Source organism: Citrobacter gillenii, assembly GCF_013337685.1.
GTDB classification, from domain to species: domain Bacteria; phylum Pseudomonadota; class Gammaproteobacteria; order Enterobacterales; family Enterobacteriaceae; genus Citrobacter; species Citrobacter gillenii.
In genome coordinates, this window is record NZ_SUQN01000012.1 from 55989 (window position 1) to 68369 (window position 12381).

A 12381-nucleotide genomic window follows, 5' to 3' on the forward strand; every position below is an offset into this window, starting at 1 on the left:
GTTGTCACCTGTATAACCAGTACGCGGTGCTTTCTACATTGGCACCGCTCTGTATGTAACGTTTAAGCGCGGCGATATTGCCCATCTGGGTCGCCACGCGCAATGTTGTTTTACCGCGAGCCTGCGCCCAGCACAGCGCAGCCTGCATCAGTTCTGCGCCCGCACTGCGACCAGCCAGTAGGCCAATACGCGCATCGGTCTCATTCAGTTCACGCAGTGAGACATAGCCACGAATATCGCCAGCCTGTGTGCGAAAAACGAGACACTGATGGTCGAACGTGCCCAGTACGGCATTTTCAATCCACTGCGCGTAGAAACGCGCGCTGGCATCGGGCGCATACCACGGCGCACGAAAACGGCTTTGCGCGAACGCCTGCCCCGCCAGCTGACGTAACGCCGGGATATCTGCAGTTTGTGCGACCTGCGCGCTGGGATTGTCATAAACTCCCGTGACCGACAGCGCTAAATCCACTTCCCCTTCGACCAGCGAGAAACCCAGCTGCTGCAATGCATCTAACTCCTGGGCGTTCGCCGCAGGAATTTTCGCCTGTACCCGCTCCCAGGGCTGCAACGAATCCGCAGTCAGAACCGGCGCATGCGGGTCAACACGCACAATGGCGCTCTTCACGCCAAAGAACGTATTCTCCCAATTCAGCGGCTCAATACTGGCGCGGACGAGCACGGAGTAGCTCCAGCAGATATTGACCATAACCGGTTTTAGCCAGAGAACTGGCGGCACGCTTCACGCCTTCATCATCCAGCCAGCCGTTGCGCCAGGCGATTTCTTCCAGGCAGGCAATTTTAAAGCCCTGACGTTTCTCAACCGTCTGTACGAACATACTCGCTTCAATCAGGCTGTCATGCGTACCGGTATCCAGCCAGGCAAAACCACGGCCGAGCAGTTCCACCGTCAGGTTACCCGCGTCAAGATACATCTGGTTGATGGAGGTAATCTCCAGCTCTCCACGCTCGGAAGGCTTCACGCGTTTTGCGTACTCCACCACCTTACTGTCGTAGAAATAGAGTCCCGTCACCGCCCAGTTAGATTTCGGTTCTTTCGGCTTCTCTTCCAGCGAGACGGCGCGGAAATTGTCGTCAAATTCCACCACGCCGAAACGCTCAGGATCCATAACCTGATAGCCAAATACCGTCGCCCCTTCCGTTCGGGCAGCAACGTGGCGCAGTTTTGGACTAAATCCCTGCCCAAAGAAGATGTTGTCACCTAAAACCAGACAGGAAGGCTCACCGTTAAGGAACGTTTCGCCGATGATAAACGCCTGCGCCAGTCCGTCCGGGCTTGGCTGCTCGGCATAGTGCAACTCAATGCCAAACTCAGAGCCATCGCCCAGCAAACGCTGGAAATAGCCTTTATCTTCCGGCGTGGTGATAATCAGGATTTCACGGATCCCCGCCAACATCAGCACCGATAGCGGGTAGTAAATCATCGGCTTGTCGTAAATCGGTAATAGCTGTTTCGATACGCCACGCGTAATGGGGTACAGGCGAGAACCCGACCCTCCCGCCAAAATGATACCTTTCATGCGTACCTCCTCCGGAAATTAACCCTTCAGACCTAAACGTTCACCCTGGTAGCTGCCATCCTGCACGGGCTTCCACCACGCCTCATTCGCCAGATACCATTGCACGGTTTTGCGCATGCCGCTCTCAAACGTTTCCTGCGGCATCCAGCCAAGTTCACGTGCAATCTTCGACGCATCAATGGCGTAACGTTGATCGTGACCAGGACGATCGTCAACAAAGGTGATCAGTGAGCGGTACTGCGCAAGGCCCTGTGGCTTGTTGGGGGCCAGTTCTTCCAGCAGACAGCAAATCGTCTCGACTACGTCCAGATTCTTACGCTCGTTGTGCCCGCCGATGTTATATGTTTCACCCACGGCCCCGGTGGTCGCTACGCAATACAACGCGCGGGCATGATCCTCCACGTACAGCCAGTCGCGGATCTGCTGCCCGTTGCCGTATACCGGCAGCGGTTTGCCCGCCAACGCGTTAAGAATCGTCAGTGGGATCAGCTTTTCCGGGAAGTGGTACGGGCCGTAGTTGTTGGAGCAGTTGGTAATCAGCGTAGGTAAACCGTACGTACGTAGCCAGGCACGGACCAGATGGTCGCTACTGGCTTTCGATGCGGAATAAGGGCTGCTTGGTGCATACGGCGTGGTTTCAGTGAAAAAATCATCCGTAGAATGGAGATCGCCATACACTTCATCGGTCGAAATATGATGGAAACGAAACGCCGATTTTTTCTCATCGGTTAATACGTTCCAATAAGCGCGCGCCGCTTCCAGCAGGGTGTAGGTACCCACAATATTGGTTTCGATAAACGCAGCCGGACCATCAATGGAACGATCAACGTGGCTTTCCGCCGCCAGGTGCATGACGCAGTCTGGCTGATACTGTTGAAAGACAGCGTCAAGCGCAGCCCGATCGCAGATATCAACTTTCTCAAAGGCAAAACGGTCATTCTGTGCGACCGGCGTTAGCGACATCAGGTTGCCGGCATAGGTCAGTTTATCGACCACCACCACAGCATCCTGCGTCTCGTTAATGATATGCCGTACAACCGCGGAGCCGATAAATCCGGCGCCACCGGTGACCAGAATTCGTTTCATTATCGCCAGACTCCTTTGGTATCAACCACGTACTGCTGGTGTACCGCATCGCCTTTAATCGCTTTAAATTCATTATGGTCGACCAGCATCACCAGCACATCAGCGCTTGCCAGTGCGTCGTCCAGTTTCGCCAACATACACAGGCCATCCAGTTTTTTTGGCAGTTGATGAACATTCGGTTCCACCACCAGCGTTTCACCGCCGTGCCACTGGGCGATACTCAGCGCGATACCCATCGCCGGGCTTTCACGTAAATCGTCAATATTCGGTTTAAATGCCAGGCCAAAACAGGCAATTTTTACCTCGCTGGCGCGTTTGTTTGTCTTCGCCAGACAATCCGCTACGGCGGCTTTTACCCGATCAACAACCCAGTGAGGTTTGCCATCATTGACTTCACGGGCGGTGCGGATCAATTTCGCCTGCTGCGGGTTCTGCGCCACAATAAACCATGGATCGACTGCAATACAGTGACCGCCAACGCCGGGGCCAGGTTGCAGGATATTGACGCGCGGGTGTCGGTTCGCCAGGCGAATCAGTTCCCAGACGTTAATCTCCTGTTCGGCGCAAATCAGCGACAGTTCATTGGCAAAGGCGATATTCACGTCGCGGAAGCTATTTTCAGTAAGTTTACACATTTCCGCCGTGCGGGCGTTAGTCACCACACATTCACCTTCAAGGAAGATGTTGTACAGCTCGCTGGCGCGCGCGGAACAGACGGGGGTCATCCCGCCAATCACGCGATCGTTTTTAATCAGCTCGACCATCACCTGGCCCGGCAGCACGCGCTCTGGACAATAGGCAATATTGACGTCTGCCTGTTCCCCAGCCTGTTGCGGGAACGTCAGATCAGGCCGAATTTCGGCAAGCCATGCGGCCATCTGCTCGGTCGCCCCGACGGGTGACGTTGACTCGAGGATCACCAGCGCGCCTTTTTTAAGCACCGGTGCCACTGACTTCGCCGCCGCTTCGACGTACACCATATCGGGTTCATGCTCCCCTTTGAACGGGGTAGGCACAGCGATTAAATACGCATCCGCTTCCGTGGGTTTGGTGGTCGCCCGAAGATACCCCTCTTCTACAGCTGTTTTCACCACCGCACCGAGGTCGGGTTCAACGATATGGATCTCACCACGGTTAATGGTGTCCACCGCATGCTGATTAACATCTACGCCAATCACGTGTTTTTGACGGGAAGCAAAAGCAGCTGCGGTTGGCAGCCCGATATAACCCAGCCCAATGACAGAAATGGTCGTAAAACTCATAGCGATATCCGATTGTTTTTTAACGCGTCTAAAATGCGACCACACGCTTGCCCATCGCCATACGGATTATGGGCTCGGCTCATGGCCTGATATTCATCTTCGTCATGCAGCAAGCGCGTGACTTCTTCCACAATACGCTGCGGATCGGTCCCCACCAGCCGCACCGTGCCTGCAGTAATGGCCTCCGGGCGCTCCGTCGTTTCGCGCATCACCAGCACTGGCTTGCCCAGAGATGGGGCTTCTTCCTGGATACCGCCAGAATCGGTCAGGATCAGCCAGGCGTGGTTCATCAGCCAGACAAACGGCAGGTACTCCTGCGGCTCGATCAAAATCACATTGTCAACGTGACCCAGGATGCGATTAACCGGTTCGCTGACGTTAGGGTTCAGGTGCACCGGGTAGACAATCTGCACATCCTGATTCGCCGCTGCAATTTCTGCCAGCGCATGGCAGATTTGCTCAAAACCGCGACCAAAGCTTTCCCGACGATGACCGGTCACCAGGATCATCTTTTTATCCGCGCTCAGGAAAGGATAATGCTCAGCCAGTTCGGCCCGCAGTTCATCCCTCGCCAGTACGCGATCGCGAACCCATATCAACGCATCAATCACCGTATTGCCGGTGACAAAAATGCGGTTATCGGCAATGTTTTCGCGTAACAGGTTCTGCCGCGAGTTTTCAGTAGGTGCAAAATGATACATCGCCAGACGCCCAGTCAGCGTGCGGTTTGCCTCTTCCGGCCAGGGAGAATAGAGATCGCCGGTTCGCAACCCAGCCTCAACATGTCCGACAGGAATACGCTGATAAAACGCGGCCAGACTGGTGGCAATGGTCGTCGTCGTATCACCATGTACCAGTACGACATCCGGTTTAAACTCAGCCAGAATCGGCTTTAACCCTTCAAGGATTCGGCAGGTAATTTCGGTGAGTCCCTGACCGGGCTGCATAATATTGAGATCGTAGTCAGGCACAATGGAAAAGAGGTTCAACACCTGATCAAGCATCTCCCGATGCTGCGCGGTGACGCAAACTTTCGCCTCAAAATCAGGATCTTTTGCCAGCGCATGAACCAGAGGTGCCATCTTGATGGCCTCCGGTCGCGTGCCAAATACAGTCAGTACTTTCACATCGATTCTCTTCGGATTGGCAGCGAGGGCCCAGCCCCTCACTGCAACGGTATTGCTAAATCGGGCGGCGACGGGTTAACGCGACACCGGCACCGATCAAGGCCCCAACAATGCCCCACATAATCATCAGGAAGGCACGGCGCGGGCTATCACGTTTTACCGGTTCTTCCGGCGTCCGCAAATAACGATAGGTCTGAAAACGTGGGTCCAGAGTAGGACCGACGTTCAGCGTATTGAGCATGGCTCTGTTTTGGAAATAATCCAGATCGAACTCTGGACCAACGGCCTGCAAGTTTTCGAGTCGCGCCTGCAGCATAGGACGTCCGAGCAAAAACAGCTCAGAGTCCGGTAATTCTTCCGCAGGTACATCGGTTGAAGTGCGAGAAATATTATGTTGCTCGGCTATTTTGAGCGCCTGTTCAATGTTGTGAGCCCGACGAGAAAAGAGTGATTTCGCCACCTCTTCCTGGCGTTTAACCTGCGCTTTCATCTGTACCGTGCGCGCAGCCCACGCGCCTTTTAACTCATCGTTCAGATGGCGTGCTGCACGCTGGCTGGCAAATGCCACATACTGGCGCAGCAGGTTGTTAGCATCTGGCGCCGTTTCCGCAATCAGCTTCACACTGTCATTGGTGTTGCGCTGTGCATCACCAGGCATAAACTGAATGTTATTAATCAACTCATCCAACAATGCCGCATCGGCTTTACTGTTGCCGACCATCCGTTGCTTAAAGTAATCGGTCTGCTGCCAAAACTCACGGCGCGTATCCCACGAGGCAACCTGCATGACAAATTCTTTATACGCTTCGTCCATCACCGACGGTTGATCCGCGGGAGCCAGGCTAGCCTTAATATCCAGGTTACGTAAAAACTGCTGCTGAGAGTAATAACCCCCCAACATATTCACCGTAGGCCGGTCAGAAATGGCGGTCGCACTCCACTCCTGCCGCGCAAAAAACGTATAAGCGAGAGCAACAAGCGCAAAGACGAGGGCCATACCGACAATCCATGCCTTCCCTGCCCACAAGGTCCGAAACAACCCACGGATGTCCAGTTCATTTTCTGTGTTCACGGCACGCTCTCCCGGTAATGGCTGTGTCATCGCATCCTCATTTACTTGGTTAAGTTTGGTTTGTTTTCGCGGTTTCTTCGCAGTCTACGCTTAACTCGCTTAATAAATCTTGCCACCTTCCATGCTCGCTTAATGCAGTAACCATAAAGCCCAAACGCCAGTAAAAATAATAACAGCATGGCCCATTCTGGGACTAAACGAAAATACTCTGTCAGTACGCCAATAGCGGCCAGAATAGCCGCTGCTAATGTAATCAGAACAAATGCCTGCCGGGAAGTAAACCCGGCACGCATCACCAAATGATGAATATGCTGGCGATCGGCGGAGAAAGGACTCATACCTTTACGCAAACGGCGGTACATGATGGCCACCATGTCCATCAAGGGAATGGCGATAATCCACAGCGCAGTGACTGGGCTAATAGGATGGGTTTTACCCTGTGTAGTTTCCAGCAAAATCCAGATAACGGTAAAACCAATCAGCGTACTACCCGCATCGCCCATAAACACTTTGTAGCGACGACCTAACACGCCGAGGTTGAGCAGAATATACGGCAGAATGGCGGCAATCATCGCAAAGCACCAGATTGCCAGGCTAGTTTGTCCATCAAACCACAGGATGAATCCCATCGCTGCAAAGGACACACTGGACAGTCCACCTAACAAGCCATCAATACCATCAACCATATTGAAAGCGTTAATCGCAGCCCAGACTGCGAAAAGAGTCAGGAAATAACCAAAAGGACCAAGTAGCAACTCCCAGGGGCCAAAGATAAATCCCAGACTACTCAGATACAGATTGCCTTTTATCATCATCACAATAGCAATCGCAGCTTGAACAACAGCGCGTATTTTTACGCTTATGTCAAAACGATCATCCAGTGCACCAACGAATACCAGCACACCAGCACAAAAGAGGTATAACGAGGCATGTGGAATGTAATAGTCCGAAAGACCAAACATAAAATTGATTCCTGCGAACACAGAAATCCCGCCCACTAAAGGAATGATGCCTTGGTGCCGTTTACGGAAATTTGGCTTATCCACCAACCCTATTTTTATGGCTACTTTTCGCGCAAAAAAAATAAAAATTGTGGTGAATAAAAAGATACTGATTAACTCAGAAAAAGCAGCGAGTAAATTCACAGCGCATGTGCTCTCAGCATATATCATTTCCTTAAAGTATAATGCGTTACGACGATCCCTTGAAGAGACCATTTAAAACATTACACTACTGACCCACTTGTTGTTCATGTTGCTCATTGTGAGCGCCATATCATGACAAGTTTATCTGGCCAGGCATTAGGATGAATCGTAAAAGCAAAACGCCACGTAAAACGTGGCGTTTTCAGAGGATGCCCGACTTAAGAGCGCTTCATCATATCGAAGAAGTCGTCGTTGGTCTTGGTCATTGCCAGCTTGTTAATGAGGAATTCCATCGCGTCGATTTCACCCATCGGATGAATGATTTTGCGCAGGATCCACATTTTCTGCAGCTCTTCCTGAGTGGTGAGCAGCTCTTCTTTACGGGTACCGGAACGGTTGTAGTCGATAGCCGGGAAGACGCGTTTTTCAGCAATCTTACGCGAGAGGTGCAGTTCCATGTTGCCGGTACCTTTAAACTCTTCATAGATAACTTCATCCATTTTAGAGCCGGTATCGACCAGCGCAGTCGCGATGATGGTCAGGCTGCCGCCCTCTTCCACGTTACGTGCCGCACCGAAGAAACGCTTCGGACGGTGCAGGGCGTTGGCATCAACACCACCAGTCAACACTTTACCGGAAGCCGGTACCACAGTGTTGTAGGCACGCGCCAGACGGGTGATGGAATCAAGCAGGATGATAACGTCTTTCTTGTGCTCAACCAGACGTTTCGCTTTCTCGATAACCATTTCCGCAACCTGAACGTGGCGAGATGCGGGTTCGTCAAAGGTGGAAGCAATCACTTCACCTTTAACCAGACGCTGCATCTCAGTCACTTCTTCCGGACGTTCGTCGATCAGCAGTACCATCAACACGCAGTCTGGGTGGTTGTACGCGATGCTCTGTGCAATGTTCTGCAGCAGCATGGTTTTACCGGCTTTCGGTGGTGCCACAATCAGACCACGTTGGCCGCGACCGATCGGAGACGCCAGATCCAGGACACGAGCCGTTAAGTCTTCTGTAGAACCGTTACCACGTTCCATACGCAGACGTGAGTTTGCGTGCAGCGGGGTTAAGTTCTCGAACAGAATCTTATTACGCGCGTTTTCCGGCTTGTCGTAGTTAACTTCGTTAACTTTCAACAATGCAAAGTAACGCTCACCCTCTTTAGGAGGACGAATCTTACCGGAAATGGTGTCACCAGTGCGGAGGTTGAAACGGCGGATTTGGCTAGGGGATACGTAGATGTCGTCTGGGCCTGCGAGGTAGGAACTGTCTCCAGAACGAAGGAAACCAAATCCATCCTGCAATATCTCCAGCACACCGTCACCAAAGATATCTTCGCCACTCTTTGCGTGCTGCTTCAGGATGGCAAAAATAATGTCCTGCTTGCGCATACGAGCCAGGTTTTCCAGGCCCATATTTTCGCCGAGAGTGATCAGCTCAGAAACCGGCGTATTCTTTAATTCGGTAAGATTCATAATGGTGTGAGTTCTTAAACTTGGGGTAAATCTCGAACTTAATGTTGTGAATGGTATGGCAGGGTCATCCATGCCTGTTTACGGCCATCGACTCATGTCTGTTCGCTGTCTGGTCACAGGAAAGTACGCAGAACTGAAACGACAAGACGGATTGAGCGACAAGCCAGGAATCTGTCCACTTCTCGCGCGAGAAACAACGGGAAGCATTGGATAAACAAGATTCAAACTTAATAAGGTATGTTTAATACGAAGTCAACACTAACTTAGCACGACTCAAGTCGGGCGTCCAGTCATCCGAAGAATTTTGGAATCAGGTCGCCCGAACTTGATAATTCCATCTTACGCCAGGTTAGCGTCGAGGAACTCTTTTAGCTGACCTTTGGACAGTGCGCCGACTTTTGTCGCCGCAACTTCGCCGTTTTTAAACAGCAGCAGGGTCGGGATACCACGGATACCATATTTCGGTGCGGTGCCTGGGTTTTGGTCAATGTTCAGTTTCGCAACCGTCAATTTACCCTGATACTCGTCAGCGATTTCATCCAGAATTGGAGCGATCATTTTGCACGGACCGCACCACTCTGCCCAGAAATCAACGAGGATAGCTCCGTCCGCTTTGAGTACATCCGTGTCAAAACTGTCGTCTGTCAGGTGAATAATTTTATCGCTCATAATAACTCCACAGGAAAAAGCCTGGTGTGTTGGTGTAGCATTAACCAACTAAAGGTTGACTTTATTTCACCGTATACGCTTTCGTAAAGCAATAGTAAGCTGATATTCTACCACACTATGAGCAAAACACATTTAACAGAACAGAAGTTTTCCGACTTCGCACTGCACCCACAGGTGATAGAAGCCCTTGAAAATAAAGGGTTTCATAATTGCACGCCCATTCAGGCACTGGCCCTCCCGCTAACGCTGGCAGGTCGTGATGTCGCAGGACAGGCGCAAACCGGAACCGGGAAAACGATGGCGTTTCTGACGTCAACGTTTCATTATCTTCTCTCTCATCCCGCGATTGCCGATCGCAAGGTGAACCAACCGCGTGCGCTAATTATGGCGCCAACGCGTGAGTTAGCCGTGCAGATCCATGCCGATGCGGAACCGCTGGCGCAAACTACCGGTCTGAAATTAGGCCTGGCTTATGGCGGCGACGGTTACGACAAACAGCTGAAAGTGCTGGAAAGCGGCGTCGATATCCTTATCGGCACCACGGGCCGTCTCATTGACTACGCAAAACAGAACCACATCAACCTGGGTGCCATTCAGGTCGTGGTACTGGATGAAGCCGATCGCATGTACGATCTGGGCTTTATTAAAGATATCCGCTGGCTGTTCCGTCGGATGCCGCCAACCAACCAGCGTCTGAATATGCTGTTTTCCGCGACCCTCTCTTACCGCGTTCGCGAACTGGCGTTCGAACAAATGAACAACGCCGAGTACGTAGAAGTCGAACCGGAACAGAAGACGGGCCACCGTATCAAAGAAGAGCTCTTCTATCCTTCAAACGAAGAGAAAATGCGTTTACTGCAAACGCTGATCGAAGAAGAGTGGCCAGATCGCGCCATTGTTTTTGCAAACACCAAGCACCGTTGCGAAGATATTTGGGGCAGCCTTGCCGCTGACGGTCATCGCGTCGGTCTGCTGACCGGTGACGTGGCACAGAAAAAACGTCTGCGCATTCTGGAAGAGTTCACCCGTGGCGATCTCGACATTCTGGTTGCAACCGACGTTGCCGCGCGTGGTCTGCATATTCCGGCTGTTACGCATGTATTTAACTATGACCTGCCGGATGACTGCGAAGACTACGTACACCGTATTGGTCGTACCGGTCGTGCAGGCGCAAGCGGACACTCCATCAGCCTGGCCTGTGAAGAGTACGCGTTGAATTTACCTGCCATCGAGACCTATATCGGCCATTCGATTCCGGTCAGCAAGTATAACCCGGATGCACTGATGACCGATTTGCCGAAGCCGCTTCGCCTGACGCGAACGCGCCCTGGCAATGGCCCACGCCGCACCGGTGGTGCTCCGCGTAATCGTCGTCGTTCAGGTTAAGAAACGTTATGCCATACACAAAATCATTCAGCCTGTATCAAGGCGGTGAGAAAACGCAGCCAACACAGATACAGGTTGAAGGATGAAGTGTATGAATTCTACCTCGTTGTATGCAGCAATCGATCTCGGCTCCAATAGTTTTCATATGCTGGTTGTACGCGAGGTAGCGGGAAGCATCCAGACGCTCACGCGGATTAAACGCAAAGTGCGTCTGGCCGCTGGCCTGAATAGTGATAATGCGCTCTCTGCTGAAGCCATGGAGCGCGGTTGGCAGTGTCTACGCCTGTTTGCAGAGCGCCTGCAGGATATTCCTCAGCCACAAATTCGCGTGGTTGCCACGGCAACACTGCGTATCGCCACCAATGCCGACATTTTTATTGCCAAAGCGCAAGAGATCCTCGGCTGTGCCGTTCAGGTTATTAGCGGTGAAGAAGAAGCCCGGCTGATTTATCAGGGGGTTGCCCACACCACCGGCGGTGCCGATCAGCGTCTGGTCGTCGATATCGGCGGAGCCAGTACCGAACTGGTCACCGGCTCTGGTGCACAAACCACCTCCTTGTTTAGCCTGTCAATGGGCTGCGTCACGTGGCTCGAACGGTACTTTACCGATCGAAATCTGGCGCAGGAAAACTTTGACGAGGCAGAGAAGGCGGCGCGTGAAGTCTTGCGTCCTGTCGCTGACAATCTACGTTTTCACGGCTGGAAAGTGTGTGTCGGGGCTTCTGGCACCGTACAGGCACTGCAGGAAATAATGATGGCGCAGGGCATGGACGAGCGCATTACGCTGGCAAAACTTCAGCAACTAAAGCAGCGCGCCATTCATTGCGGACGTCTTGAAGAGCTGGAAATCGAAGGGTTAACGCTGGAACGTGCGCTGGTGTTCCCCAGCGGACTGGCAATCCTGATCGCCATTTTCACAGAGCTCAATATCCAGTGTATGACCCTTGCTGGCGGCGCATTACGTGAAGGTCTGGTCTATGGCATGCTGCATCTGGCCGTGGACCAGGACATTCGCAGTCGCACGTTGAGAAATATTCAGCGTCGATTTATGGTCGATACCGATCAGGCGCATCGTGTCGCTAACCTGGCAAGTAAGTTCCTCGATCAAGTAGAGAAAAAGTGGCATTTGGAAGCTATCAGCCGCGAACTGCTGATTAGTGCCTGTCAGTTGCATGAAATTGGACTTAGCGTCGATTTTAAGCAAGCGCCGCAGCATGCGGCCTATCTGGTGCGCAATCTCGATCTTCCGGGATTTACCCCCGCACAGAAAAAACTGTTAGCCACGCTGTTACTCAACCAAACCAACCCGGTCGATCTCTCTTCGCTCCACCAGCAAAACGCGGTGCCGCCGCGTATTGCGGAACATCTTTGCCGTTTGCTCCGTCTGGCGATCATTTTTGCCAGCCGTCGCCGGGACGATTTAGTTCCGGAAATTCATCTCGAAGCAAAGAATGAACATCTTACGATAACACTGCCTGAAGGCTGGCTGGTGCATCATCCGCTGGGTAAAGAGCTTATCGATCAGGAAAGCCAGTGGCAAAGCTATGTCCATTGGCCTTTAGAAGTGCACTAACCCTCAAGTATTGCCGGATAGCCTACGTTTATCCGGCCTACA

At 52.3% G+C, this 12381-nt stretch carries 12 protein-coding genes; 2 read left to right on the forward strand and 10 right to left on the reverse strand.

Annotation, left to right across the window (positions count from 1 at the left end):
* Positions 1-4: 4 nt before the first annotated feature.
* The 10 genes from rffC to trxA form a co-directional block, all read right to left on the reverse strand.
* Positions 5-682: a dTDP-4-amino-4,6-dideoxy-D-galactose acyltransferase gene (rffC, locus tag FCH32_RS22035; RefSeq protein WP_115259853.1), complete on the reverse strand. Its 678-nt coding sequence runs from the start codon at positions 680-682 to the stop codon at positions 5-7.
* Positions 660-1541, reverse strand: a complete 882-nt coding sequence (rfbA, locus tag FCH32_RS22040; protein WP_096758942.1) for a glucose-1-phosphate thymidylyltransferase RfbA — start codon at positions 1539-1541, stop codon at positions 660-662. The genes rffC and rfbA overlap by 23 nt, the downstream gene beginning before the upstream one ends.
* Positions 1542-1559: 18 nt before the next feature.
* Complete coding sequence (gene rffG / locus FCH32_RS22045) at positions 1560-2627, reverse strand: dTDP-glucose 4,6-dehydratase (protein WP_135912803.1); 1068 nt, start codon at positions 2625-2627, stop codon at positions 1560-1562.
* Positions 2627-3889 (reverse strand): UDP-N-acetyl-D-mannosamine dehydrogenase, encoded by a 1263-nt coding sequence (gene wecC, locus FCH32_RS22050; RefSeq protein ID WP_146716620.1) that lies wholly within the window; start codon positions 3887-3889, stop codon positions 2627-2629. The genes rffG and wecC overlap by 1 nt, the downstream gene beginning before the upstream one ends.
* Positions 3886-5016: a non-hydrolyzing UDP-N-acetylglucosamine 2-epimerase gene (wecB, locus tag FCH32_RS22055; RefSeq protein ID WP_174361537.1), complete on the reverse strand. Its 1131-nt coding sequence runs from the start codon at positions 5014-5016 to the stop codon at positions 3886-3888. Before wecB ends, wecC begins: the two co-directional genes overlap by 4 nt.
* 55 nt (positions 5017-5071) lie before the next feature.
* Positions 5072-6118, reverse strand: coding sequence for an ECA polysaccharide chain length modulation protein (gene wzzE, locus FCH32_RS22060; protein WP_174361538.1), 1047 nt, complete (start codon positions 6116-6118; stop codon positions 5072-5074).
* An 11-nt stretch (positions 6119-6129) separates the two neighbouring features.
* Positions 6130-7233, reverse strand: coding sequence for a UDP-N-acetylglucosamine--undecaprenyl-phosphate N-acetylglucosaminephosphotransferase (gene wecA / locus FCH32_RS22065; RefSeq protein ID WP_174361539.1), 1104 nt, complete (start codon positions 7231-7233; stop codon positions 6130-6132).
* Between the two features lie 218 nt (positions 7234-7451).
* Positions 7452-8711 (reverse strand): transcription termination factor Rho, encoded by a 1260-nt coding sequence (gene rho / locus FCH32_RS22070; RefSeq protein WP_096758948.1) that lies wholly within the window; start codon positions 8709-8711, stop codon positions 7452-7454.
* A 78-nt stretch (positions 8712-8789) separates the two neighbouring features.
* A complete protein-coding gene (locus FCH32_RS22075; protein ID WP_102191218.1) occupies positions 8790-8918 on the reverse strand; it encodes a rho operon leader peptide in 129 nt (42 codons plus the stop codon).
* A 132-nt stretch (positions 8919-9050) separates the two neighbouring features.
* Entirely contained in the window at positions 9051-9380 is a 330-nt protein-coding gene (trxA, locus tag FCH32_RS22080) for a thioredoxin TrxA (protein ID WP_001280776.1), read from the reverse strand.
* Positions 9381-9497: 117 nt separating this feature from the next.
* Between trxA and rhlB the strand changes: the two genes are divergently transcribed.
* Positions 9498-10766 carry an ATP-dependent RNA helicase RhlB gene (gene rhlB, locus FCH32_RS22085; protein ID WP_096758950.1) on the forward strand — a complete coding sequence of 423 codons (1269 nt, stop codon included), beginning with the start codon at positions 9498-9500 and terminating at the stop codon, positions 10764-10766.
* Between the two features lie 91 nt (positions 10767-10857).
* On the forward strand, positions 10858-12339 hold the full coding sequence (gppA, locus tag FCH32_RS22090) for a guanosine-5'-triphosphate,3'-diphosphate diphosphatase (RefSeq protein WP_135912807.1): 1482 nt from the start codon (positions 10858-10860) through the stop codon (positions 12337-12339).
* The last annotated feature ends 42 nt before the right edge of the window (positions 12340-12381 follow it).

Bases quoted from the DNA above. Each gene is read 5' to 3' on its own strand.
- rhlB (WP_096758950.1), top strand. From the start codon at position 9,498: ATGAGCAAAACACATTTAACAGAACAGAAGTTTTCCGACTTCGCACTG.
- wzzE (WP_174361538.1), bottom strand. From the start codon at position 6,118: ATGACACAGCCATTACCGGGAGAGCGTGCCGTGAACACAGAAAATGAA.
- trxA (WP_001280776.1), bottom strand. From the start codon at position 9,380: ATGAGCGATAAAATTATTCACCTGACAGACGACAGTTTTGACACGGAT.
- rho (WP_096758948.1), bottom strand. From the start codon at position 8,711: ATGAATCTTACCGAATTAAAGAATACGCCGGTTTCTGAGCTGATCACT.
- rfbA (WP_096758942.1), bottom strand. From the start codon at position 1,541: ATGAAAGGTATCATTTTGGCGGGAGGGTCGGGTTCTCGCCTGTACCCC.
- gppA (WP_135912807.1), top strand. From the start codon at position 10,858: ATGAATTCTACCTCGTTGTATGCAGCAATCGATCTCGGCTCCAATAGT.
- FCH32_RS22075 (WP_102191218.1), bottom strand. From the start codon at position 8,918: ATGCTTCCCGTTGTTTCTCGCGCGAGAAGTGGACAGATTCCTGGCTTG.
- rffG (WP_135912803.1), bottom strand. From the start codon at position 2,627: ATGAAACGAATTCTGGTCACCGGTGGCGCCGGATTTATCGGCTCCGCG.
- wecC (WP_146716620.1), bottom strand. From the start codon at position 3,889: ATGAGTTTTACGACCATTTCTGTCATTGGGCTGGGTTATATCGGGCTG.